The sequence below is a fragment of the Synechococcus sp. MVIR-18-1 genome (genome assembly GCF_014279835.1).
Lineage (GTDB): Bacteria > Cyanobacteriota > Cyanobacteriia > PCC-6307 > Cyanobiaceae > Synechococcus_C.
Genome location: NZ_CP047942.1, coordinates 1560600 through 1584900 on the forward strand (window position 1 = coordinate 1560600; position 24301 = coordinate 1584900).

28 protein-coding genes are annotated in these 24301 nt (G+C 53.6%); 21 read left to right on the forward strand and 7 right to left on the reverse strand.

All coding sequences use genetic code 11. The features are described from left to right. Positions 1–210 precede the first annotated feature (210 nt). From SynMVIR181_RS08370 to SynMVIR181_RS08380, 3 genes are all read left to right on the forward strand, one after another. A complete protein-coding gene (locus SynMVIR181_RS08370; protein WP_255444225.1) occupies positions 211–738 on the forward strand; it encodes a hypothetical protein in 528 nt (175 codons plus the stop codon). A 539-nt stretch (positions 739–1277) separates the two neighbouring features. After that, positions 1278–1493, forward strand: a complete 216-nt coding sequence (locus tag SynMVIR181_RS08375) for a TIGR02450 family Trp-rich protein (RefSeq protein WP_186588910.1) — start codon at positions 1278–1280, stop codon at positions 1491–1493. Positions 1494–1540: 47 nt separating this feature from the next. Continuing rightward, the gene (locus SynMVIR181_RS08380; RefSeq protein WP_186588911.1) at positions 1541–2194 is read left to right on the forward strand and encodes a methyltransferase domain-containing protein; all 654 of its coding nucleotides are present in this window, start codon (positions 1541–1543) and stop codon (positions 2192–2194) included. Between the two features lie 249 nt (positions 2195–2443). Here SynMVIR181_RS08380 and SynMVIR181_RS08385 read toward each other — a convergent pair whose 3' ends face one another. Next, positions 2444–3976, reverse strand: a complete 1533-nt coding sequence (locus tag SynMVIR181_RS08385; RefSeq protein ID WP_186588912.1) for an NAD(P)/FAD-dependent oxidoreductase — start codon at positions 3974–3976, stop codon at positions 2444–2446. A gap of 85 nt (positions 3977–4061) precedes the next feature. Here SynMVIR181_RS08385 and SynMVIR181_RS08390 point away from each other — a divergent pair, with 85 nt between their 5' ends. Both SynMVIR181_RS08390 and SynMVIR181_RS08395 read left to right on the forward strand, forming a co-directional pair. Further along, a complete protein-coding gene (locus SynMVIR181_RS08390) occupies positions 4062–4844 on the forward strand; it encodes an SIMPL domain-containing protein (RefSeq protein ID WP_370593839.1) in 783 nt (260 codons plus the stop codon). Next, positions 4841–5377 carry a rhomboid family intramembrane serine protease gene (locus tag SynMVIR181_RS08395; protein WP_186588913.1) on the forward strand — a complete coding sequence of 179 codons (537 nt, stop codon included), beginning with the start codon at positions 4841–4843 and terminating at the stop codon, positions 5375–5377. The genes SynMVIR181_RS08390 and SynMVIR181_RS08395 overlap by 4 nt, the downstream gene beginning before the upstream one ends. Here SynMVIR181_RS08395 and SynMVIR181_RS08400 read toward each other — a convergent pair. Continuing rightward, positions 5362–5586, reverse strand: a complete 225-nt coding sequence (locus SynMVIR181_RS08400; protein ID WP_186588914.1) for a hypothetical protein — start codon at positions 5584–5586, stop codon at positions 5362–5364. The two genes, SynMVIR181_RS08395 and SynMVIR181_RS08400, sit on opposite strands and share 16 nt — an antisense overlap. A gap of 214 nt (positions 5587–5800) precedes the next feature. Here SynMVIR181_RS08400 and SynMVIR181_RS08405 point away from each other — a divergent pair, with 214 nt between their 5' ends. Further along, positions 5801–6016, forward strand: a complete 216-nt coding sequence (locus SynMVIR181_RS08405) for a hypothetical protein (RefSeq protein ID WP_186588915.1) — start codon at positions 5801–5803, stop codon at positions 6014–6016. A 12-nt stretch (positions 6017–6028) separates the two neighbouring features. Here the strand turns inward: SynMVIR181_RS08405 and SynMVIR181_RS08410 are convergent, their stop codons facing one another. Then, complete coding sequence (locus SynMVIR181_RS08410) at positions 6029–6304, reverse strand: hypothetical protein (RefSeq protein WP_186588916.1); 276 nt, start codon at positions 6302–6304, stop codon at positions 6029–6031. Between SynMVIR181_RS08410 and nth the strand changes: the two genes are divergently transcribed. The 5 genes from nth (at position 6304) to SynMVIR181_RS08435 (ending at position 8998) form a co-directional block, all read left to right on the forward strand. Next, positions 6304–6957 (forward strand): endonuclease III, encoded by a 654-nt coding sequence (gene nth / locus SynMVIR181_RS08415; protein ID WP_186588917.1) that lies wholly within the window; start codon positions 6304–6306, stop codon positions 6955–6957. The two genes, SynMVIR181_RS08410 and nth, sit on opposite strands and share 1 nt — an antisense overlap. A gap of 58 nt (positions 6958–7015) precedes the next feature. After that, complete coding sequence (locus SynMVIR181_RS08420) at positions 7016–7252, forward strand: high light inducible protein (protein ID WP_186588918.1); 237 nt, start codon at positions 7016–7018, stop codon at positions 7250–7252. Between the two features lie 62 nt (positions 7253–7314). Continuing rightward, on the forward strand, positions 7315–7584 hold the full coding sequence (locus tag SynMVIR181_RS08425; protein ID WP_186588919.1) for a hypothetical protein: 270 nt from the start codon (positions 7315–7317) through the stop codon (positions 7582–7584). A gap of 82 nt (positions 7585–7666) precedes the next feature. Continuing rightward, a complete protein-coding gene (locus SynMVIR181_RS08430) occupies positions 7667–8176 on the forward strand; it encodes a hypothetical protein (protein WP_186588920.1) in 510 nt (169 codons plus the stop codon). Beyond that, positions 8177–8998, forward strand: coding sequence for a PfkB family carbohydrate kinase (locus SynMVIR181_RS08435; RefSeq protein WP_186588921.1), 822 nt, complete (start codon positions 8177–8179; stop codon positions 8996–8998). It abuts the gene before it with no gap. Between the two features lie 335 nt (positions 8999–9333). On the opposite strand, the gene psbA (SynMVIR181_RS08440) is transcribed toward SynMVIR181_RS08435, so the two are convergent. Further along, the gene (psbA, locus tag SynMVIR181_RS08440) at positions 9334–10413 is read right to left on the reverse strand and encodes a photosystem II q(b) protein (protein WP_006854385.1); all 1080 of its coding nucleotides are present in this window, start codon (positions 10411–10413) and stop codon (positions 9334–9336) included. A gap of 185 nt (positions 10414–10598) precedes the next feature. Here psbA (SynMVIR181_RS08440) and SynMVIR181_RS08445 point away from each other — a divergent pair, with 185 nt between their 5' ends. After that, positions 10599–11654 carry a metallophosphoesterase gene (locus tag SynMVIR181_RS08445; protein ID WP_186588922.1) on the forward strand — a complete coding sequence of 352 codons (1056 nt, stop codon included), beginning with the start codon at positions 10599–10601 and terminating at the stop codon, positions 11652–11654. A gap of 126 nt (positions 11655–11780) precedes the next feature. On the opposite strand, the gene psbA (SynMVIR181_RS08450) is transcribed toward SynMVIR181_RS08445, so the two are convergent. Together psbA (SynMVIR181_RS08450) and SynMVIR181_RS08455 are read right to left on the reverse strand one after the other, a co-directional pair. Then, entirely contained in the window at positions 11781–12857 is a 1077-nt protein-coding gene (psbA, locus tag SynMVIR181_RS08450; protein WP_186588923.1) for a photosystem II q(b) protein, read from the reverse strand. Positions 12858–13019: 162 nt separating this feature from the next. Beyond that, positions 13020–14360, reverse strand: coding sequence for a YcjF family protein (locus tag SynMVIR181_RS08455; RefSeq protein WP_186588924.1), 1341 nt, complete (start codon positions 14358–14360; stop codon positions 13020–13022). Positions 14361–14520: 160 nt separating this feature from the next. Between SynMVIR181_RS08455 and SynMVIR181_RS08460 the strand changes: the two genes are divergently transcribed. From SynMVIR181_RS08460 to SynMVIR181_RS08475, 4 genes are all read left to right on the forward strand, one after another. Beyond that, on the forward strand, positions 14521–15426 hold the full coding sequence (locus SynMVIR181_RS08460) for a cation diffusion facilitator family transporter (RefSeq protein ID WP_186523283.1): 906 nt from the start codon (positions 14521–14523) through the stop codon (positions 15424–15426). 76 nt (positions 15427–15502) lie between these two features. Next, positions 15503–16021, forward strand: coding sequence for a hypothetical protein (locus SynMVIR181_RS08465; protein WP_186588925.1), 519 nt, complete (start codon positions 15503–15505; stop codon positions 16019–16021). A 3-nt stretch (positions 16022–16024) separates the two neighbouring features. Continuing rightward, a complete protein-coding gene (gene trpS / locus SynMVIR181_RS08470; RefSeq protein WP_186523287.1) occupies positions 16025–17035 on the forward strand; it encodes a tryptophan--tRNA ligase in 1011 nt (336 codons plus the stop codon). Positions 17036–17281: 246 nt separating this feature from the next. Further along, positions 17282–17956, forward strand: coding sequence for a glycoside hydrolase family 104 protein (locus SynMVIR181_RS08475; protein ID WP_186588926.1), 675 nt, complete (start codon positions 17282–17284; stop codon positions 17954–17956). Here the strand turns inward: SynMVIR181_RS08475 and SynMVIR181_RS08480 are convergent. Continuing rightward, the gene (locus tag SynMVIR181_RS08480; protein ID WP_186588927.1) at positions 17953–18270 is read right to left on the reverse strand and encodes a DUF2605 family protein; all 318 of its coding nucleotides are present in this window, start codon (positions 18268–18270) and stop codon (positions 17953–17955) included. The genes SynMVIR181_RS08475 and SynMVIR181_RS08480 overlap by 4 nt on opposite strands. Positions 18271–18295: 25 nt before the next feature. Here SynMVIR181_RS08480 and thrS point away from each other — a divergent pair, with 25 nt between their 5' ends. From thrS to SynMVIR181_RS08505, 5 genes are all read left to right on the forward strand, one after another. Next, positions 18296–20149 (forward strand): threonine--tRNA ligase, encoded by a 1854-nt coding sequence (gene thrS, locus SynMVIR181_RS08485; protein ID WP_186588928.1) that lies wholly within the window; start codon positions 18296–18298, stop codon positions 20147–20149. Further along, positions 20146–20556, forward strand: coding sequence for a DUF1824 family protein (locus SynMVIR181_RS08490; protein ID WP_186588929.1), 411 nt, complete (start codon positions 20146–20148; stop codon positions 20554–20556). The genes thrS and SynMVIR181_RS08490 overlap by 4 nt, the downstream gene beginning before the upstream one ends. A gap of 78 nt (positions 20557–20634) precedes the next feature. Continuing rightward, positions 20635–21708, forward strand: a complete 1074-nt coding sequence (locus tag SynMVIR181_RS08495; RefSeq protein WP_186588930.1) for a glucokinase — start codon at positions 20635–20637, stop codon at positions 21706–21708. Between the two features lie 14 nt (positions 21709–21722). Continuing rightward, positions 21723–22670: a homoserine kinase gene (gene thrB / locus SynMVIR181_RS08500; protein WP_186588931.1), complete on the forward strand. Its 948-nt coding sequence runs from the start codon at positions 21723–21725 to the stop codon at positions 22668–22670. A gap of 56 nt (positions 22671–22726) precedes the next feature. Then, entirely contained in the window at positions 22727–24298 is a 1572-nt protein-coding gene (locus tag SynMVIR181_RS08505) for an NAD(P)H-quinone oxidoreductase subunit 4 (RefSeq protein ID WP_186588932.1), read from the forward strand. Positions 24299–24301: the final 3 nt, after the last annotated feature.

Below are 24301 nucleotides of genomic sequence, written 5' to 3' on the forward strand. Positions count from 1 at the left end.
AAAACAGCTAGTCCTAAAAAGTCTCAAAAGGTAATGCATGGCTTACAAAGGAGCAAATCATCAAAACTTACCAAAAAACAAGCACAAAAGCCTAACTATAAAAAGTTTTTTAGGTCAAAGCACAGAGAAACTAACAGCAAAGCCATGCATTACAAAGCAACCCTTCACATCATCAAAGGCTTGTTCTTAGCAGCTCCCTTGCTGTTGATCATGAGCTGCGAGCCAGGAATTTCCGCAAAGCAGTCCGCAAGCAAAGATGAAATCAAACGAAGCAATACGCAAAAACCACACAATCTTGATTCTGGCCAAACAGGTCCAAATCCAGCCCTTCTTCAGAGTCATCACGATAGCTTTTCGCTCAAAGCAAGGCGTCTATCCAGCACAGGCGCAGCCAACAATGGCCAATGGCTGGTCGAATTATTTCGAGGAAGCGAACGCCTTGCCCGCTGGCCTGCCATCAGCGGATACAACACGAAGCCAACGGCTGATCGACGCTGGAGTCCAGGAAATGGAGCAGCTCTACCAATTGGAGATTATCTGCTGGGGCAGCCCGAGCCATGGGGAACAGACATCTGGTTGAACCTACAGCCACAATTCAAAACAGACCGAAGCGGACTCGGTATCCATCATTGCAACCCAGGTAGTGGATGCTTATGCATTCCTAGTCGCAATGACCTTGAAGCGATTGCCGCGTGGGTAAAAGCCACTGGGATCGATAAGTTAACCGTTCAGAATTGAGAAAAACTATAATTATAGATTCCATAGACTAATAATACAAATCTTTTTCCGCCCGCAAGCAAGGGTTAAAATTATTAACCGAAAAGACTAGATCAAAAGAGCATATTAAACTAATATACAGTTTCAATGAAGTTCATAGTAAAGACAGATTGCAACCATTGTAAGAACGATTCCCTTTAGAAAGGAAAGCCATAAGAGTTGATACGTTGAGAGGCCAAACTTTCTAATTAATCCATTCAAAATAGACTTATGAAATGCAACAATTCGGCCATTTCCTGCTGTATTGAATTGCTGAAGACTTTTAACTCCAGTTTCTGCTAGCTTGGCCAATGTACCGATTCAATTCACTTGATTGTAGACTCAAACAGACTCCCCAGAGCATTGACTGTCTTACAATCGAAACAATTTATTTTCACAGCGGAATCTCACGACTTATACTCTTAAGAGTCAAAATAGTTTGATAAGTCACCAACGCTGAAAACTCACAATTGATGAGCCAGAATCAGAACTTTTTAAAAACAAATCGCTAGGCCTCAACCATGAGCTGGACTGTTGCTAAATCCTGGACAAGCGTTACGCCCCAGAAGGGCTTCCGCCATTTTCGCCTAATCCTTCAGGGAGGGAAAGGACAATCCCGATGGGTGGAATTAGAAGCAGTGCTTGATTCAAGCGTTCGTCTACGCATCCACTGGAACGAACTCAAGAACCAAGAGCTTTGGACCAGCGGTTGGCAACAGCTTCCACCAGACGAGTGAGGGCTTCGAACTCGCAGGGCAGCCAACAAACTCGCCAAAATACATCGATGGCAGTTCAAATTCTCACTGAAGACCAGCGATACAAGCTCGACCGCGAGCCTGATCGCGTTTTTTATTCAGAACCACGCTTCGTCCAGCATTTAGATGAAGGCTTTAGGACACGTCTCACCAGCTTTTACAGAGAGCACATTCCATCTGGAGCTGTTGTGCTTGATCTGGGATCGTCTTGGGTGAGTCACCTACCAGAAGACATTCATTACGAGCGCGTAATCGGCCATGGCATGAACGAGGCAGAACTCGTGGCCAACCCAAGACTCGACAGCCACTACGTTCAAGACATGAATCTGGAGCCCACGATCCCCCTAAAGGATGCATCCGTTGATGTCTGCCTGGCCGTTGCTGCTTGGCAGTACTGGACACAACCAGAAAATGTCGCGTCAGAGATGCTCCGAGTCACGAGACCCAATGGAACAGCAATCGTTGCATTCTCGAATCGGATGTTTTTTACGAAAGCACCACAGGTTTGGACAGATAACGACGACAAACAGCATCTCGACTACGTGGGCACAGTGCTGCAAGCCAATGGTTGGTCTGACGTACGCGTGTTTGCGGAAGAAACAAAAGCCGCTGGTTTGATGGGAATAGTTGGCGGGAAAGGTGATCCATTTTTTGCAGTTGTTGCGCGCAAAAGTATCGGTTAATTATCATTTAAACCACCAACTCAAGAGAAATCAATAATTAATTAACTTTGCGCATAAAGACAGCGCTGGAGTTAAATAAGGTTTTTGATGTTTGCCCCATGATTAGACATTAAAAGCATAATTGAAGAGCCAACAGCTACAATCTTATGTAATCAAGGATTAAGCCATTTATGCATTTCCTTTCCTGACACATACAAGTATTTTTACCGTTAAAAATTAATCTTTCTGAGTTTTCTATCAACTAACTCCCTAAAGATCTAGTGAGCGAAGCAAGTCCTTCTGAGCCCTGCGACCTGTGATCGCATGCGCTGCCATAGCACCACTCGCAGCAACGGGTGGAATACCAATTCCAGGAAAACAACTCGATCCACATTGCAGCAATCCCTGAACGGGAGTGGTGACCCCAGGAAACAGCCCCTTGGCTGCTGACATTGCAGGGCCATAGCTCCCCTGATCCGTGGATAGGTAATGACGGTGAGTGATAGGGGTCCCCTCCATCACCACTTGGCAACGACTGCGCAGATCGGGAATGCGTTGCTCCAACACATCCCAAAACACCTGACAGCGTTGTCCACGTTTCTCCCGATAGGCCGCAGTTCCCCGCTGGAGATCCGCCCATTCTGACCAGGGCTCATTGGCCGGGGTATAGGCGTGGAGCACATGATGTCCCTCCGGTGCCATCGAGGGATCGAGCACAGATGGAATCGACACCACCACAGCATTGCGATCAGCGTCGATCCCACGTTCCCAGTCTCCGACCCAAACGGTATGAATCGGTAGGTCCTCAAGACCACTCGCATCAAATCCCAGATGAAGATGCAAAAAAGAACGACAACGAGGAGTAGACAGCCTGTCCTGTCTCCAAGCCTTCGCAGCCGTCTCTGGCAAAAGAGCCGCTGTACCCCAGGCATCCGCATTGCTCACCACAACGTCGGCATAAAGCGTCTCGCCATTGCTGAGTTCCACGCCAATGGCCCGGTCACCATCGAGTAACACCTGATGAACCCTTGCGCCAAGCCTCAAGCTGCCGCCATGAGCCTCAAGGCCACGCACGAGTGCATCAACCACGGCCGCACTGCCTCCTTTCGGAAAATCAAGGCAAGATTGAGGGTCAAACCACTCACCAAACAAGGTGGCCATCGCGGCTGCGTTGGTATCAGCCATCGGCATACCGCTGATCAAAAAACAGAGCAAATCCACCCAATGACGCAGGAATGGATCCTGCAAGTGACGGTCCACTAGAGGTCCGAATGCACCACTTAAATGGCGGATGGCTGGAAGATGCTGCACCAGGCGTCCACTCCGTCTCAACAGAGGACCAATCCCATCAACGGATGCTGGCAATGCCAGCAACGGCAAGGCATCTGCGGCGGCTGCGATCGGCTGCAGCACCTCTGTAAAACGCTGCCACTCAGCCACAGCCTCAGGTCCACGCAGCCTTTGCACCACGCGTTCAAAGCCATCGCCTCCCACCCCAACACGGAGATGGCCTTCCGGAAACAAGACATCCCAATCCTTGTAACTCACCACATCCAAGGGCTGATCCAAGGCACGCAGGATCTGGGCGAGCGGGTTACTGCTTGGCCACCGCGACAACCCACTCCATAGGGATGGACCAGATTCAAAGCGATAGCCCTGGCGTTCAAAGCCATGAGCAGCCCCGCCTGGCTGACTATGAGCTTCAAGAACCAAAACCTCCTTACCAGCTCGAGCAGTGAGTCCGGCACAGCACAAGCCGCCAATCCCACTGCCGATCACGATCACCTCAGTGCTTTTTGGCATCAATGACTTATGGGTCTTGATTTGGGTCATAGCCAGTCACAGTTGTGATCGCGAAAAACACATCCCAATCCACAGATCGGTTGGAATGGTTGAAAGTCCAAAGTCCGTGCCAGAACAATCGTCCCCAGGTCCGAACCGGCTTTCACTATGGCGTCGAACGCCTCCTCTGGTGTTGCCGATGCTGGTGCTGAGCTGCGGTCTTGTTGTGGCTGGAGCTGTTGCCGTGAAAGGGATTCGAACCGCAACAGACACCGTGACCGTGACCGGTGCCAGCACCGAAAGGCTTCGTAGCGATTATGCAGATTGGACCGTGACCGTGAGTGGCAACGGTCTAAGCCAGCAGCAGGCCTATCAAAATCTGCAACCTGATTTGAAGCGGACGCTCGCTTTTCTGCAAGATGCGGGCATCCCCGAAAACAGCACCCAACTCACCGTTTTACGGACTGATCGCAACGACATTCGCAACCGTGTTACCGGGATGCTGACCAACACAGAGTGGACAGCACGTCAGTCCATCCACGTTGGCAGCTCAGATGTGGCCTTAATCCGTAAGGCATCAAACACCATTAGCAACCTGATTGGCGACGGAGTGTCGTTAGCAATTCAGCCACCGGCTTATACCTACACAAAGCTGGCTGAAAAACGCGTCGACATGCTTGCCAAAGCAACTGCCGATGCTCGAGATCGAGCGATTGCGATCGCAGGTCAGGCTGGCTCCGGTATTGGAGCCATTACCAATGCAGACACAGGCACCTTCCAAATCACCGTGCCGAACTCCACAAAAATGGGGAGCTATGGCTCCTATGACACCAGCACCATCGACAAAGACATCACCGCGGTGATGGGAGTGACCTTCAGAGTGCAGTGATCCTTCTTCCTTTGGTCCTATTAGGTCTGTCCTGGCTGCAGGAAGGCATCGATCAACTCTTGCTAGGCGGACGATGGAATTTGGCCATGGGGCCTGGAACGCCTTGGTGGACCCTGCTCACCGCACCATTCAGCCATGGAGATCTAGGTCATCTCATCGGCAACAGCATCGTTTTTTTACCCCTCAGCTATCTCGTGCTGTTGAAAAGCCTGCGCGGTTATGTGGCGGTTTGGATTGCCGTCATTCTTCTCGAAATTCCGCTCTGGATGTTTTGGCCTGTGGGCAGCCACGGACTCTCAGGAGTCGTCTATGGACTCCTTGGCTACCTCCTGCTCATTGGGTTCCTTGAACGCAGACCGCTGGCCATCGCATTAAGCGTGATTGCCGTTGCCTTCTACGGAAGCGCCTTACCTGGATTGCTGCCCTGGGCCTCACCTGCAGGAGTGAGCTGGATTGGTCACGCGAGTGGATTCATCGCTGGGCTTTTGGCAGCTGGCGCTGTGTCACGTGAACCCCATCAACCGTCAGCCTGATCCTCAGCTGATTTAAGAAAGCGACCAGACAAGCGAACAGCCAAGACAGAACAAGCGGCTCCATAGCCGACAAATGTGGCCACTTGACCAAAAGATCCCATCTCATAGACCTCTCCGCCTAACAACACCCAATCCACGAGTGATGAGGCGACACCCCACACAACAACCCAAATCGAAACATAGAGAATCCCCCTCACGGCGGTGTTCACGGCAGCTCCTTTTGAAAATGCTTGTTCAACTCGACGCTAGGGCAAGCGTCAATCCAAGTCTTTCAGTGCTGATCAATGGCCGATCAATTACCTGGTCACTGATTCCACTGATGGAGAGGTTTCTTTCAAAGCTTCTTGAAGCAACCTGACAATTAACCGTCACCTCGCTAGGACCTTTGGGTGATCACTTTGATAAAAGCAGAAAGGTCCTCTTATGTCTGAAAACAATCAGCAGCAACCTGTTGTGATCAAGCAAGGAGGCGGCGGCACTGGCATTGGCCTGGTTCTAGCGGCGTTAATTCTTGGCGGTGCTCTGGTCTATGCCGTCACAATCTGGTCAAACACGCAGAAAAAAATGATCGAAGCGCCCAAAGAAGCGATCCAGAAAGGCGTGGACACCCTGAAAAAAGCCATTCAGCCTGGGTCTTAAAGGCAGCCCCCTTCACCCCCCTTCCGCCGATTGCTGCTGGCTGTGATGGCGGTAGAGATCGCTATCTCCATCACTGTCGCTCTCGGCTTTCGCTTGGTAATGGGGACCGGGTCTTGGCTGGGGGGACTCCACTGCCAAGAGATCGTCATCCGAACTCACGCCCTTTTCTTCGCGCGCGATCGCACGCTGATAAGCGGAACTGACGTCTGATAAACCGTCGTTACGAACAGATGTCATGGCCGCAAAAGCAGTGAGGCCATGATGGCAGTCCTGCAACTCGATGACCATTGCTCAAAAAAGAGCGTGCTTCCCACCTGCTCTGCCGCCTGGATGAGCACTATCCAGATCCACCGATCCCTCTGGATCACAGCGACCCTTTCAGCCTGCTGATCGCTGTGCTTCTCAGTGCACAGTGCACCGACAAAAAGGTCAATGAAGTGACTCCGGCCTTGTTTGCAGCTGGACCAACTCCAAGTGCCATGGCGGCCTTAACAGAAGCAGAGATTTACGAACACATCCGCCAGCTCGGGCTCGCCAAAACCAAGGCCCGCAATGTGCACAAACTCGCTCACCTATTGATCACAGTGCACGGAGGGAAAGTACCAAGCAGCTTTGAAGAGCTGGAGGCGCTGCCTGGCGTAGGTCACAAAACCGCCAGCGTGGTGATGGCCCAAGCTTTCGGAGTACCGGCCTTCCCTGTGGACACGCATATTCATCGGTTAGCGCAGCGCTGGGGGCTTAGCAATGGAGACAGCGTTGAGCGAACCGAAAAGGATCTGAAATCCCTATTCCCCCCGAAGAGCTGGAACAAGCTTCACTTGCAAATCATCTTTTATGGACGTGAGCACTGCACTGCTCGTGGATGCGATGGAACCGTTTGCCCAATGTGCCGCGAGCTGTACCCAAAACGAAGACAGCCGGTGATCTGGAGAAGGCCTTAGCCGCAAGACGCTCCAACGTCAAACCTCTGTTACAGTTCGTTTCAATTGAAAGATCATCATGGACCGCACTCCCGCTACCGACACCTGGTTCCAAAGCAAGGCAGCTCGCTCCATTCACGAAGATCAACTCAAGAAAGTTGAACTTTTTAATGGTCGTGCCGCGATGATCGGATTTGTGATCGGGGTGATTACCGAAGGTCTCACAGGTCAAGGAATCCTCCATCAAATCGGCCTCGGCCCCCTTGTTGATGGGTACACAGCTTGCAGCGCTCAGATGCTTCCCTTCTGTTTCTGATCTGACTAGTCAATGCCTGTCAGCCCCCTGGCCTTAGGATTAAGGGCTGACAGTGCAGGCCAATGGCTCGAAAGCGGCGCAAACTCAGCAAAGACATGGAAGCCGAAATCAAAGCGGCCCATAAGAAAGTTGAGTTTATTTCTGCGTTAATTCGAGACATCCGAGAAGAAGATATTCAAAACGAATACGCAGAAGCCTTTGCTCAAGTGCACGCTGCATGCACCCACCTCTCCCAGCTGTACGACGCTGAGGGCATCACTGAGGAAAGCGAAGGCACACTCGTTCTCTACAAAGGTCTTCTCAATCAATTTGAAGAAGATTACGAGCTCTAGGGAATTTTCAAGATCTGGACCTTATCCACTAATTTTTTTCTAAAAATCCGGTAAAACCGGAACGGTATTTAGAAATAGTTTGATGCCAGACAAGAACGATCCGCGCTGGTTCACCCTGGCGATGGCTAGCCGCTGGCCGCTCGCAGTTGTGATTGCGGCGGGGTCAGTTGCCGTGGCTGCGACCCAAATACTCCGTCAACCAATCCCGATCGGACTGCCCCTCGGACAGCCGTTTCCAGTGCGTCTCGTTGGCGGCGTCATTGTTGATGAAATCAAGGAACCTGTAAGGGTGAAGAGTGAGGGTTCGATCGCCATAGAGGCCTCTGAAGCTCTCCCCGTGCAAGGCCAAGTTTCCGTCACCAAGCCCGTGTTGATTGAATCAAACCGATCACTTGACGTGCAAGGACAGGTTTCAGTCAACGAAGTGACAGCTCCCGTCAAAGTGCAAGGGTTGGATGAAGGTCCTGTTCTTGTCGGAACATCCGACGAAGATCAGTTGAACGTCGGTGGAGCGGTAGACGTCACCGAGATCGGCGGTCGGATCAATGTGCGCCTGCGTGATGCGGCTCAATCTGTTCTGCCAATTCCTTAAATGAGATCACTTCCAACTGATCTCACTCTGGCTGTTGTCGGGCATCTCGAGTGGGTTACTTTTCTTGCCGTTAATGAGCTCCCTTCACCTGGGCAGATCAGCCGTGCCCATCGCTCCCTCGAAGAGCCAGCGGGTGCTGGCGCTGTCGTAGCTGTTCAATTGGCCAGGCTGACGGGCCAAAAAGTGGCCTTCTTTACAGCCCTTGGGAAGGATGAAATCGGCGCGCGGAGCGAAGCACGCCTGCATGAGTTAGGTGTCACACCCATCATTGCCTGGCGCGACCAACCCACCCGCCGCGGTATCAGCTTGGTTGATAGCAGCAGCGATCGAGCGATCACGGTCATTGGGGAGCGACTGACACCAGTCGCTCATGATCCATTGCCGTGGGAGCATCTCGCCAATTGTGCCGGGGTGTTTGTCTCTGCAACCGATCCGCAAGGACTCAAGCTGGCGCGCGCAGCCAAAGTTTTAACGGCTTCGCCCCGGCTTCGACTACCCGTTCTTCAAGAGGCCGGAGTCAGTCTCGATGCCCTGATCGGCAGCAATCTTGATCCAGGCGAATGCATCGAAGAGGGTGCATTCACCCCAGCGCCAACCTTGAGGATCGCCACAGAAGGAGAGAGGGGAGGGGTCCTCATTCCAGGAGGACGATTTGAAGCCCAACCTCTGCCTGGCCCTCTTGCAGAAACCTATGGATGCGGCGACAGCTTTGCCGCTGGCGTGACAGCCGGACTCGCTGCAGGATGGTCCACCACTGAAGCGATCAAGCTTGGGGCCCAGTGCGGAGCAACCTGTGCAACACACTTCGGTCCCTACGCCTAGCGCCAAAGGAACTGCGCCCAAACGCTGTGGGCGGAAGTCTTGTCTATGCATAATCTCGAGGAGACAGGAACCAAGCAACACCACTGGCAATCAAAAGTATTGGGCTAATCAGATCGATCTCAAGATCCTGAATCAATACTTTTCCGCCTTAAAAAGGACCGCTTTGTTCGCAATTTCATGAAGACCTGGATCAAAGGGATAAACCTCGATCGCTTTGATTTTCATTGAGCTGCAGTCATCAAATTGTTGAGGAAGAAAGGAAGGCACAAAAAAGCCCCCTCTGTGAGGAGGGGGCTTTCTAGTTCAGTTGATCTGAACTTTGAAGGGGTTCCAGATCAACCGATTGCAGGTGCTTGAAGTGCCACAGGTGTGGACTCAGCAGCTGCCAGGTCGAGGGGGAAGTTATGAGCGTTGCGCTCGTGCATCACTTCCATACCAAGTCCAGCTCTGTTAAGAACGTCGGCCCAGGTGTTCAGGACGCGGCCCTGACCATCAAGGATTGACTGGTTGAAGTTGAAGCCGTTCAAGTTGAAGGCCATGGTTGACACGCCAAGGGCGGTGAACCAGATGCCGACCACAGGCCAGGCTGCAAGGAAGAAGTGAAGGCTACGGCTGTTGTTGAACGAGGCGTATTGGAAGATCAGGCGACCGAAGTAGCCGTGAGCAGCCACGATGTTGTACGTCTCTTCTTCTTGGCCGAACTTATAGCCGTAGTTCTGGGACTCGGTCTCGGTTGTTTCACGAACCAAGGATGAGGTCACCAATGAACCGTGCATGGCGGAGAACAGTGAACCACCGAAGACACCAGCCACTCCAAGCATGTGGAAGGGGTGCATCAGGATGTTGTGCTCAGCCTGGAAGACCAACATGTAGTTGAAGGTTCCAGAGATGCCCAAAGGCATGGCGTCAGAGAAAGAACCCTGACCGAAGGGGTAGACCAGGAACACTGCAGATGCAGCAGCAACAGGTGCGCTGTATGCAACACAGATCCAAGGGCGCATGCCCAAGCGGTAGGAAAGTTCCCACTCACGTCCCATATAGGCGTAGATGCCGATCAGGAAGTGGAAGACAACCAGTTGGAAAGGACCGCCGTTGTAGAGCCACTCGTCGAGTGAGGCAGCTTCCCAGATTGGGTAGAAGTGCAAGCCAATGGCGTTGCTGGAAGGAACAACAGCACCAGAGATGATGTTGTTGCCATACATCAGTGAACCTGCAACAGGCTCGCGGATGCCGTCGATATCAACCGGAGGAGCGGCGATAAAAGCAACGATGAAGCAAGTGGTAGCGGCAAGCAGTGTGGGGATCATCAACACACCGAACCAACCGACATAAAGACGGTTGTTGGTGGAGGTGACCCACTCACAGAACTGCTGCCAGCCGTTAGCGCCGGAGCGCTGCTGGATGGTGGTAGTCATGAGAACGGATATAGATGCCTTAGGAGACGAGCTCAAGAGGCGAAGAAAGACTGGAATCACCCAGTGAACAAAATTTAATTGAGTTGTGTTGCTTTGTGTTGCCCCTGAGATTGCGGCTGGTCATCACGCCCATAAGCCCGGCTAATTAATGGCCTTCTTGCTGGTGTGCTCATACCGTTGGAACGATGCAAACAAGTCGGCGTTACTTTCTGAGGCTGTTAGCAACCACGGCAGTAAGTCGGTGTTTGCTTCATGCCGTTCAAGCAGCGCCCAATCAAAAAACGTTTCACTCAGTGGCAGCCTCAGAGCGGGGAGATCTTCGCCTGGCCTTGATCAGTGATCTCAACGGTCCTTACGGATCAACCCGCTACAGCCCAACCGTGACAGCAGGGATTGATCTGCTTTCTGAACTGAAACCAGATCTGGTGCTTTGCGCAGGGGACATGGTGGCCGGCCAGAAGATCAGCCTGACGGATTCTCAGCTTGAGGCGATGTGGAGCAGCTTCCAATCCACGATTCTCAATCCCCTCCTCCAGCAGGGGATTGGAATGATTCCAACGATGGGAAATCACGACGCATCCAGTCAAACAAAGGCTTCTCAGTACGTTTTTGCAAGAGAGCGCCATCAGGCAGAAGCCTTTTGGGACCATCAGAAGAACCGGCTTGGGCTCAAGTTCATCGATGCGTCGCAGTACCCCTTTCAGTTCAGTGTTAAACAACCTGGCTTATTCGTGGTCGTAATTGATGCTTCATCCGCCACTGTTGATCAAGGTCAACGGCAGTGGCTGGAGCAAGCACTGGCATCAGAGTCCAGATCACCAGACGATTGCTGCATCGTGATGGGACATCTCCCACTCACCGCCATCAGTGTTGGCAGGGATCGTGCCGGCGAGTGCATCGAAGATGCTGTGAACATTATCGATTTGATGCGACGTCATCAGGTTGACCTCTATCTCTCAGGACATCACCACGCCTGGTATCCGGGCGAACTCAAGAGACAGCGCATGCTCAGCCTTGGTGCCATGGGGAACGGACCTCGTCGGTTATTGGGGACGCAACGCACATCTGATCCGAGCCTCACAGTGCTTGATCTTTTTCAAACGACGAGGGTAGTTCGTGAAACCACATTCAGTTTGAAAACATTGGAGTCAATCAGCCTTGACTCCTTGCCAAAGCAGTTGAGCGCAAATTCATTTCCAACCTTGAATCGGCGGGACACCAATTGGTCTTATGGCGCCTAAAAACGCTTCCTGAATTGAAGAAGTTAAGTCTTCTTGATGCTGTCATAAGCGCACAAAAAAGCCCCCTCCGTCAGGAGGGGGGGGGCTTTCTAGTTCAGTTGATCTGAACGTTTAAGGGGTTCCAGATCAACCGATTGCAGGTGCTTGAAGTGCCACAGGTGTGGACTCAACAGTTGCCAGGTCGAGGGGGAAGTTATGAGCGTTGCGCTCGTGCATCACTTCCATGCCGAGACCGGCACGGTTCACCAAGTCAGCCCAGGTGTTCAGGACGCGGCCCTGACTATCAAGGATGGACTGGTTGAAGTTGAAGCCGTTCAAGTTGAAGGCCATGGTTGACACGCCCATGGACGTAAACCAAATGCCCACAACGGGCCAGGCTCCCAACAAGAAATGAAGGCTACGGCTGTTGTTGAACGAGGCGTATTGGAAGATCAGGCGACCGAAGTAGCCGTGAGCAGCCACGATGTTGTACGTCTCTTCCTCTTGGCCGAACTTATAGCCGTAGTTGTGGGACTCGTTCTCGGTTGTTTCACGAACCAAGGATGAGGTCACCAGTGAGCCGTGCATGGCGGAGAACAGTGAACCACCGAAGACACCAGCCACTCCAAGCATGTGGAAGGGGTGCATCAGGATGTTGTGCTCAGCCTGGAAGACCAACATGAAGTTGAAGGTTCCAGAGATGCCCAAAGGCATGCCGTCAGAGAAAGAACCCTGACCGAAGGGGTACACCAGGAAAACAGCCATGGCTGCAGACAGCGGTGCGCTGTATGCAACACAGATCCAAGGGCGCATGCCCAAGCGGTAGGACAATTCCCACTGACGGCCCATGTAAGCCGAAATGCCGATCAGGAAGTGGAAGACAACCAGCTGATAGGTGCCGCCGTTGTAGAGCCACTCGTCGAGTGAGGCAGCATCCCAGATTGGGTAGAAGTGCAAGCCAATGGCGTTGCTGGAAGGAACAACAGCACCAGAAATGATGTTGTTGCCGTACAACAAAGAGCCAGCCACGGGCTCGCGGATGCCGTCGATATCAACCGGAGGAGCGGCGATAAAAGCGACGATGAAGCAAGTGGTAGCGGCAAGCAGACAAGGGATCATCAGCACACCGAACCAACCAACATAGATGCGGTTGTTGGTATCAGTGACCCACTGACAAAAGTTTTGCCAGCTGCTTAAGCGACCGCTGCGAACGGCAGTTGCCATGAGAAAAAATAAGAACGGGATCGATCAATCAATCCTCAAAAGAGGAGCCATGATCACAGTCAACATGATGAAAAGGGGTCCACAATTCAAGCAAAACCAACGGATCTCATTATCTCGACAACATTTTTCATGACAACTTCATGAATGATTCATGAAGTTGTGTCATGCACCGGCGAATTGATTCGTCTTGAGCCATGCCCTGGCCTGATCAGCAAAACCGGGAAGATCCATTCGCTCACGCTCTGCCGCCTTCGCAACCAACAGCGGGGCCTGTCGCTTGAGATCATCGAGGTCAGGCTGGGCAACACCGGCATTAAGGGCCATCCAATCAGCCATTGATGCACCCACTACGCGAGTGAGATAGGCAGCGCTAAGGCCTTGAAGCATCCCTGCCGCCAACCAAGTACCACCGTCAAGTTTGGCCATGCCAAGCAATGCTTGACCACTCCACTCCACAACCCCCTGCCCAAGGGCGGCCGTCCCCAACTGGCGAGCCACAACCTGCAACACCTCAGAGCTCCAGGAGCAGCCCCAAATTTGAGCCATTTCCTTCACCATCAAGCCGTTCACCACAGCCACAGCAAGAAGATCAACGCTTGGGACAGGGGAGGCAATCACCACACCCGCCACAATCCACTGACTCCTTTGAAGCAGGGAACGGAATCGCTCACGACGCAACTGCTCTAGCTCTGCTTGCCAACGGCGATGAAGAGAGGTCAACAAGCGTTGCTTGGTGATCTCGCGGCTCCGAGAAGGCTGAGCAAAATGGCGTCGCACTGGATGCAAGCCTCTCCGTAGATCAGCTGACTCACCACTCCAAAACAACAGTCGATCGCACCATGGCTTGGGTAATTGACAGCTCAAGGCTTGCTGTCGAGCTTCGCGAGAGTCGTGAACAGAATCCTTAATGAGCAACCAAGCGGGGCGATCCGTGGGCAATTGTTCCAATCGCAAAAGATCAGCTGCCCTCAGCGGCATTGGAAGTCCGTACAAGATCACATCAAGCAGCTCAAGCTCCTGAGGCCAGTTCCAAGCATCAGCAACCACTGGCAACGGCTTTGCGATGCACAGCTCAAGTGAATTGGAACCTTCCAAAGCGTTGTGAAGCTCGGAAGTACTCGGATGAGTCCCGCCCTCACTAATTACCACACCCACACTGAGAGGCGCATGCTGAGCTTTCAACAGATCCAACTCCTGTTCGCGAGGACATCGCAAACCATCGAGACCTAACGCCAGCTCGAGCTCAGTGAACTGCGCCAGCACCGCCTCACAACGACGGATCCATCCAGAGATTGAGGACGGCTCTGAAAATTGAGGAGGCCGAGAAGGACGGGACATCCACCAGAAACCAGCTCCCAAGACCAAGAAGCCGGCGCCTCCACCGGGGAGGTGAACCAGGTCGCTGAACAGCCAACTTCCAAAAGCCAGGGTCCCTCCAGCCAGAGCAAGTTTCCCTGCGATGGATGGAATCAGCTTGATGGTGCTGATTGATGGAACCGGCATCAGCACAACAAATCCATAACTTGGGGCTTTCCTAGCTCAACCTGTCTAGTCAGGGCCAGCACTTGCGTACGTATGAAAACTGGCAGCGTCCAGTCCGTCCCTCATAACGAGACCTCTGAACGAGAAATTTATATGGTTAGGGGACCTGTGTCTCACATCGATGGCCCGCGATCGTCGCCATGAGGTCAAACGGGTCCTAATGGTGGCCCTCACCATCAACGTGGCCATGACGTTGCTGAAGATGGTGGTGGGACTAGCCAGTGGATCACTGGCTGTGGTTGCTGATGCAATGCACAGCGCAACCGATGCTCTCTCAAGCTTGACGGGACTGATCACCAATGGGCTCTCGGATCCCAAACCAGACCGAGATCATCCCTACGGCCATCACAAATACGAAGGAATTGGGGCTCTGGCGGTTGCTGGCTTCATCTTTTTCACAGCAATCGAAATCCTGATCACCTCAAGTGAACGCCTTACCGAGGGATTGCCTGAACTACGGATTAACGCAACGGAGCTGTTGCTGCTGCTTCTAGTGCTCGTCTTCAATCTTCTGCTCGCCGGCTACGAGCGACGAGAGGGGCGCCGATTAAACAGTCCACTGCTCCTAGCCGATGCCCATCACACCACGAGTGACATCTGGACCACCGTGATTGTCCTGGTGGGGCTGACAGGGGCCTGGCTGCTCAAGATCAGCTGGCTTGACGTCGCGCTCGCCATGCCCCTTGCCGTGCTTCTGATTCGTGTCTGCTGGCAGGTTTTGCGCGACAACCTGCCCTGGCTTGTGGATCACATTGCGATTGCCCCTGAAGCCATCAACGAACAGGCGTTGGGTGTACCTGGAGTCCTCAATTGCCATGACATCGCCAGCAGAGGGATCCTGGGCCAACAGGTCTTCATTGATATGCACATGGTGGTGGATGTCGATGACCTGATTGCAGCGCATCAGATCACTGAACGCGTTGAAGAGCGCCTTGAATCCCGGTTCGGCCCCGTTCGCTGCACCATTCACCTCGAGCCAAGAGACTATGCAGAACAAGTGATCACCTTCCGTGGAACCCACGGTTAAGCACGGAGATCAAGAAAGGATGCCTCTAGGAGTTCGATGATGCGTCACACTTGCGCCTGATTCCAGGCCTCGGGCCATGACTGATTCCAACAGCGATTCCCGTCAACAGGGCAGACAAGGTGAGGGCGGCGGGGGCTCCCGTGGCGGCCGCAATTCCGGCAACCGAGAGGGGGGCGGATTCCGTATTCGACTCAGTGACAACGAGATGCGTGCAGTGAGAGCCCTCCAAGAGGCTTTCAATCTGCGTTCAACCGTTGCAGTGCTGGGTTTTGCCGTTCGCGCTCTTGCTCAGATGCTGGAGGACGGCCAGCTCACTGAGTTGATCGCTCAGCAACGAGCCCAAGGTGGCGGGCGACGATCCGAAGACGGACGAGGAGAAGGCAATCGGGGTGAACGGAATCGGACACCACGTCCTGATCCTTTTGCACGGCCAGCCAAACCCCAACCTCCTGCCCCTGATCCAGAACCTGCAGCGGAACCAGAACCTGCAGTAGAAGCAGAGGCTTCACCAGAGACAGAAGCTTCAACAGACGCCAGCGCTAGCGATGGGACTTCCACGCCAGCAAGCGACGACAACACCGAGACTGGAGCCTGATCGATGGGGCGGCCGAGGGTTCTCTCCGGCGTTCAACCAACAGGTGCTCTTCATTTGGGCAACTGGTTGGGCGCCATTCGCAATTGGGTGGATCTGCAGCACGACAACGACACATTCTTTTGTGTCGTTGATCTGCATGCCGTCACCGTTCCACACCAACCAAATCGTTTAGCGGAGGACACCCTCAGCACGGCAGCCCTTTATCTGGCTTGCGGTCTCGACCCTGATCAATCCACCGTTTTTGTCCAAAGTCACGTCAAAGCTCACAGCGAGCTGTGCTGGCTCCTGAACTGCGTCACTCCCTTGAACTGGCTGGAGCGCATGATTCAGTTCAAAGAAAAAGCCGTCAAGCAAGGCGACAACGTCTCAGTAGGCCTTCTTGACTATCCAGTTCTGATGGCCGCAGACATCCTTCTCTATGACGCAGACCTTGTGCCTGTTGGGGAAGATCAGAAACAACATCTGGAATTAGCGCGCGACATCGCCCAACAACGCATCAACGCTCGCTTCGGCTCAGAGGATCAACCGCTCCTGCAAGTTCCCAAGCCATTGATCATGCGCGAAGGGGCGAGGGTGATGAGCCTGATGGATGGCCGCAGCAAAATGAGCAAAAGCGATCCGAACGACAACAGTCGGATCACGCTTCTTGACCCACCTGCACTGATCACGAAGAAGATCAAGCGGGCCAAAACAGACCCTCAAATGGGTCTTGAATTCAGCAACCCGGATCGACCGGAAACCGACAACCTCCTCGGCCTTTATGCGCTGCTGAGCGGCAAGGGCCGAACAGCCGTTGCTGAAGAATGCGCAGCGATGGGCTGGGGAACCTTCAAGCCTCTGCTGGCAGAGGCCGCCGTGAGCGCCTTAGAGCCGATTCAAAGCAGATATAGCGAGCTCATGGATGATCGGGCCGAATTAGAGAACGTGCTGCAACAAGGCCGTATCCGGGCTGAAGGCGTGGCAACAGCCACCGTGGATCGCGTACGCAAGGCCATGGGCTTTCTGACGGCCTAATCATTTGGGAGGCCTTTGAAAAGATTCTCTAATACTTAAGGCTTCCTGAGAAGCCTTGACTCCAGATCCAAGGAATGCCAGCAAAAACGAGCAAAAACGGCGCGTCTCGCGAGTCTTGAGGAGAGATTAATTAAGTGTTTCTGCTCATGCACAACTGATACTCAGTCGTCAAGGCCGGTACCAAAGGACTCGCCAAAAGCTTCCCATCCTGACGAAGGTGGCAGTCTCGTTACGGAACGTCACCTTTTGCTGAGCTCCTTCTCCAAGCTGCCCCGCGCCGTATTACCCACTTTCCGTCAAGCCAGTGGTATCGGTGTTGTCAGCATGGGGCTAATGCTTGGCCTAGGACACAGCATTCATGCTGAACGCTCCAGCGAAAGGATTGAACAAGCAGAAAAGTTGGCATTGGCACTCCAACAAGACGTCAATACCGACCAACAAGCATCTCCTTATTCGATCACTCCTGAACGACGCGCCCTGCTCAACACCATTCGCTTCGCAGAAGGGACTTGGAAGGACGGTCACGACCTTGGGTATCGCACCCTCTACGGAGGTGGCCAGTTTGAAGATCTCTCCAAACATCCAGAAAGGGTTGTCGTGAAGCGTTATGTCAGCGCCGCGGCCGGGGCCTATCAATTTTTGCCCACTACCTGGCAAGAGGTTTCAGGCCGATTAGACCTGCCCAGTTTCTCTCCAGAACATCAAGACCAAGCGGCTCTTCATCTGGTCAAGAGACGCGGAGCTCTCAACGAAGTGGATCAGAAAGGTCTCACGGCTGAAGCCATGAATAGCCTCGCCCCGGAATGGGCTTCTTTTCCCACCCACTCAGGACGAAGTGCTTACGGTCAACCCGTCAAAAGCCATGCTGAGCTAGCAAGTTTTTATTCAAAAAATCTTCAGACGCTTCGTCAAGGCGCCTAGAGCGACTTTTTCGCATTCGCCTCCGACACACGAGCTGCGAGACCCCAGATCTCGATCACAAGTTGGTGCCACGGCGTCATCGCCTCCATTGAGATAGCCATTGCCGCAGGGGTGGCACTGACCAGGGCTCTTGTGGCAGCAATCGCCTTAAGGCCCTCGTCAATCCGAACTCCCATCGCCTCACGATCATCCGGAGTCAAGACTGAATCTGGACAGGCCGCCAAAAGCTCCTGACCACGCTTGAACCAGTGGTTGAAGTCATTGAGCAACGAGTCCAACAACGACTCGAGCAGAGCGTTTGCCTCTTGATTCATGACCTGTTCAACGCACCCCAATAGGATGGCGGGCCCTGAACAGGAAACGGTGAGCAGCGTCGCAGCAACCACCCCAGCCCCTACCGCGCCTGTGGTTCTGCCCAAGACCAGCGATAGCGAGACCCTGCTGAAGATTCGCCACTCGATGAGCCACGTGATGGCCATGGCAGTTCAGAAGCTATTTCCTAAGGCCCAAGTGACCATTGGTCCCTGGACTGAATCAGGGTTTTATTACGACTTCGACAATCCGGAACCCTTCACGGAAGCCGATCTCAAGGCAATCAAGAAGGAGATGGGGAAAATTATTGGCCGCAAGCTCCCGTTGGAGCGGATTGAAGTCAGTCGTGACGAAGCAGAACGTCGAATCAAGGCTCAAAACGAACCCTACAAACTGGAAATTCTCGAAAGACTGGTTGAGCCAATCACGCTCTACACCCTGGGTGAGCAGTGGTGGGATCTCTGTGCTGGACCGCATGTGGCCAACACGAGCGAACTCAATCCAAAAGCGTTTGAGCTCGAAAGTGTGGCTGGTGCTTACTGGCGTGGCGACGAAACAAAAGCTCAGCTGCAGCGCATTTACGGGACTGCCTGGGAGACCGCCGATCAACTGTCAGAGCACAGACGCCGCAAAGAAGAAGCACTGCGTCGTGATCATCGCCGCCTCGGCAAAGACCTCGATCTGTTCTCCATCGAAGACGAAGCTGGAGCCGGGCTTGTGTTCTGGCATCCCCGGGGCGCACGCATGCGTCTTCTGATTGAAGATTTCTGGAGGCAAGCGCACTTCGAAGGGGATTACGAGCTCCTCTACACACCACACGTTGCGGATATCAGCCTCTGGAAGACCTCAGGACACTTGGACTTCTATGCAGAGAGCATGTTTGGCCCCATGGAGGTGGATGAGAGGCAATATCAGCTCAAGCCAATGAACTGTCCGTTCCACGTTCTGACCTACGCCAGCAAACTTCGTAGCTACAGAGAACTCCCCATCAGATGGGCAGAGCTAGGGACCGTTTACCGCTACGAGCGACCCGGGGTAATGCATGGGCTGATGAGAGTCCGTGGCTTCACGCAAGACGATGCCCACGTGTTTTGTCTACCCGAACAGATCAGTGATGAGATCTTGCGAATCCTGAATCTCACAGAACGGATCCTGTCAACATTCGATTTCAGCAACTATGAGATCAACCTTTCAACAAAACCAGACAAAGCCATCGGAGAAGACGCTGTCTGGGATCTCGCCACCAAAGGCCTAATCGAAGCCTTAGAGCGCAAGGGCTGGAACTACAAAATTGATGAGGGTGGGGGAGCGTTTTACGGACCCAAGATCGACTTGAAAATCGAGGATGCGATTGGTCGGATGTGGCAGTGCTCAACCATCCAGCTTGATTTCAACTTGCCTGAGCGCTTCGAACTGGACTACATCGCAGCGGATGGCAGCAAACAGCGCCCAATCATGATTCACCGGGCCATTTTTGGGTCACTGGAACGATTTTTCGGAATCATGACCGAAAACTACGCGGGAGATTTTCCGTTTTGGCTCGCGCCTGAACAGATCCGGCTGCTTCCAGTAACTGATGACGTTTTGGGATACGCGGAAGAGCTTCAAAACCAGCTCAAAGCAGCTGGTATTCGCGCCAGCATTGATCGCAGCGGAGATCGACTTGGCAAGTTGATTCGCACGGGAGAACAAATGAAAATCCCAGTGCTTGCTGTGATTGGAGCCAAAGAAGCTGAACAGGGCGCCGCGAGTCTGCGCAGCCGCCGCGATGGGGACCTTGGCGTGATTACGAGGGAACTACTGGTCACGACAGCACAATCGGCCAACCAAGAACGGCTCGCATCACTTTGTTTTGCAGACAGTGGGAGTATCGGGGTATGAGCGACCCAGCAATCACGTCTCTTGCGGATCTCAATCGATTTCGTAGTGCTCCTCAGCTGAGTTCACATGAGCGCAAGGATCTCAAAAACGAGCTCATCGCTGAGATGCGTCACTTTGCCTGGTTCACTGTTGGCGTTATGGCTCCCTCGTCCACTGACGCCATGACATGCCTCCGCGACCTTGAGCTGGCGATGGGTTGGCCTCCCATGAAGTGCGAGGAGGGAACACGCATTGAGAGCGGGGTTTTCCTAAAAGCCAACCAATCCACCGGTTGCATTCGCATCCGAGCAGAGGCGGGGCTGGGTGAAGGCTTCTTAATCAGCGGCCATCAAGCTGAGTCTCAACAATTGGGCCCACAGTCAGGCCCCACATGGGGACCCCTGCCTCTCGACTTTTTTCATGACTGAGTGTTCTAGAGCCTCTTGAAGACTTGTCGATTCCGATCAAAGCCATCAGCCTTCAGCTGAGATGCGCCAATCGATCCAATGCAGGCAACCACATACCTGGCCGGTGATCTCGGTGGCACCAAAACGCTCTTAGCGATCTACAGCGATCAAAACGGCAAGCTGAAACGAGAGTATGTCCAGCGTTACGTGTCGGCGGAATGGACGTCTCTGGACTCCATGCTCAAGCACTTCCTCCAATCACGACCTGACGCCAACTCCACTCCTCAAACCAGCTGCTTCGCAGTCGCTGGACCGGTTAGAGACCGTGCCGTTGAACTCACCAATTTGGGATGGAGTATCAACCAAGAGTCGCTGAAAAAATCTGCCGGTTTGGAGGAAGTCGAACTCGTGAATGATTTCGCTGTCCTGATCTATGGCTTACCGCATTTCAGCGACAGTCAACAGATCACACTTCAAAAAGGATCGAGATTGGCTTCTGATGGCACCCGGTACCAGCAAGGTCCCGTGGCCATTCTTGGAGCAGGGACGGGCTTGGGAATGGCTCGGGGACTTCCCACCAGCACAGGATGGATTGCACTACCGAGCGAGGGTGGTCATCGAGAGTTCGCTCCACGTTGCAACGACGAATGGGCACTGGTGCAATGGCTCAAGCGCGATCTATCCCTAGAGCGAATCTCCGTGGAGAGGGTTGTCAGCGGAACCGGATTGGGGCACGTCATGAACTGGATGCTGCAGCAGTCAGACAATGCGATGCACCCACTTCTAGAGAAGGCCAAGGCCTGGAGATACAACACACCAGATCATCCTGAGTATCACGATCTCCCTGCTTCCACATGCCAATACGCCAAAGCAGGCGACCAGCTCGCGAACGCTGCGATGACGCTTTGGCTTAGTGCCTATGGAGCAGCAGCAGGTGACCTGGCCTTACAAGAATTGTGTAGTGGGGGACTGTGGATCGGTGGAGGAACAGCCGAAAAAAACCAGGATGGTTTGAAGTCCATGGACTTCTTAAATGCCATGCATCAGAAGGGGCGCTTTCAGCCTTTTTTGGAAGGTTTGACGGTGCGTGCCGTGATCGATCCGGAAGCTGGTCTGTTCAGTGCTGCTTGCAGAGCGCGGGAACTGGCTGAGTCGAGTGGGACACTGGCCTGAGTGGAAACGCAGGGATGGCGCAGCCGCGTATCGGCCAAACAGTGGTGGTGGATGTTCCCGCTACCACCGCCAACATTGGACCAGGATTCGACTGTCTAGGCGCTGCTCTGGATCTCAATAACCGTTTCACCATGCGTCGAATCGATGGCGATGGAGAGCGATTTGAATTGATCATCGAGGGGCAGGAGGGGTCTCATTTACGGGGAGGGCCAGACAACCTCGTCTATCGAGCCGCGCAGCGGGTCTGGAAAGCAGCAGGCCAAGAGCCCGTAGCGATCGAGGCTCGAGTGCGTTTAGCCGTTCCTCCAGCCAGGGGGCTAGGCAGCAGCGCCACAGCCATCGTGGCGGGGCTTGTCGGTGCCAATGCCTTGGTGGGAGAGCCACTCAGTCGAGAAAAACTGTTGGAGCTCGCGATCGATATCGAAGGACACCCAGACAATGTTGTGCCTTCGCTACTGGGGGGGCTTTGCATGACAGCAAAGGCTGCGTCGCAACGCTGGCGAGTGGTGCGTTGCGAATGGATGCACAGCATCAAGGCAGTCGTTGCGATCCCAGCCATGCGTCTCAGCACCAGCGAAGCGAGGCGGGCCATGCCCAAATCGGTTCCCATTGGTGACGCAGTGGTCAACCTCGGTGCCCTCACCCTGCTGCTGCAAGGCCTGAGGACCGGAAACGGCGATTTGATCTCAGATGGAATGCATGACCGCTTACACGAGCCCTATCGCTGGAGACTGATCAAAGGTGGACAGGACGTCAAAGAGGCTGCTCTAGCGGCTGGAGCCTGGGGGTGTGCCATCAGTGGAGCGGGGCCAAGCATTTTGGCGTTATGCGCAGAAGAACGAGGGCCAGCAGTGAGTAATGCCATGGTGAAGGCTTGGGAAGCGGCTGGCGTCGCTAGTCGCGCTCCACTGCTTAACCTTCAGACGACAGGGAGCCACTGGCACCCCAAAGACGCTGAGTAGAATTACTCAGCAGGGCCCCAAGGGCTGATAAGTTCAATCACAATCTTGCGAATGCCATGGACGCCAATTTGCCGCTGACGGCTGCGTCTCAGGCAGCGTTCCCCTGGCTATCGCTCATCGTTTTACTACCAGCGGCGATGGCTTTGTTGATGCCATTGCTTCCAGGTGATGACTCGCAGCAATCACCGTTGCCGCGAAATCTGGCCATCGGCGTCCTTCTCGTCGATCTCGTGCTGATGCTGGTGGTCTTCAGCCAGCATTTCGACCCGAGTAATAGCAGTCTCCAGCTCGTTGAGAGAGTCAGCTGGGTTCCATCGATTGGATTGGAATGGTCCCTAGGCGCTGATGGCCTGTCAGCACCACTTGTTGTGCTGAGTGGATTGGTCACGCTCTTATCCGTTGCCGCCAGCTGGAACGTCCAACACAAGACCAAGTTGTATTTCGGTCTCTTGCTCGTTCAGGCCTCCGCTCAGGGGCTGGTTTTCCTTTCCCAGGATTTTCTGCTGTTCTTCCTCGCTTGGGAGCTAGAACTCGTGCCTGTTTATCTCCTCATAGCGATCTGGGGTGGAAGCAATCGTCAATATGCAGCCACAAAATTCATCCTCTACACCGCTGTCGCATCCCTCCTGATTTTGATCAGCGGTCTTGCGCTAGCCCTATCCGGAGACACCTTCACACTCAACCTGACTGAACTCGCTGCACGTTCGCCAGGCGGAACCTTTGGGTTGCTCTGTTATCTGGGCTTCTTGATTGGTTTTGGGGTGAAGCTACCGATGTTTCCGCTTCACACTTGGCTCCCAGACGCCCACGGAGAAGCCAATGCGCCTGTGTCGATGTTGCTAGCTGGTGTGCTCTTAAAAATGGGCGGTTATGCCCTTCTGCGTTTCAACGTTCAGATGCTTCCCGATGCGCATCTCGTTCTTGCACCAGCCCTCATCGTTCTTGGCATCGTCAACATCATCTACGGAGCGCTGAACGCTTTTGCTCAAGACAATGTCAAACGGCGTATCGCCTGCAGCTCAGTAAGCCATATGGGCTTTGTGTTGCTTGGAATCGGTGCGGTAGATGCCCTGAGCCTGAGTGGTGCCATGCTCCAAATGATCAGTCATGGACTGATTGCAGCAGCCATGTTCTTCGTAACAGGCTGTTTCTACGAACGCACCAAAACCCTGTCGATTCCAAACATGGGCGGTCTTGCCAAGGTGCTTCCGATCACCTTTGCTTTCTTTCTTGCAAGCTCCCTGGCCTCCCTTGCCCTTCCAGGCATGAGCGGATTCATCAGTGAAATCACGATTTTCCTAGGAATCACAAGTCAGGAAAATTTCACCACCTTGTTCCGCGTTACCGCTGTTGCCATTGCAGCGATTGGACTCGTGCTCACCCCGATGTACCTCCTCTCAATGTGCAGGAGAGTGTTCTTCGGCCCACGAATTCCAGCTTTGGCCTTCATCGATGACATGCGTCCTCGAGAACTCGTGATCGGGCTCACCCTGATGGTTCCAACTTTGGTGATTGGAATTTGGCCTCGTATCGCCATGGATTTCTACGAAGCAGCCACCGATGCTCTCGCCAGTGATCTCGGCACTCATAGCCTGGTAGCCCTCACAACCCTGCTGCCGGCGGGCTGACAG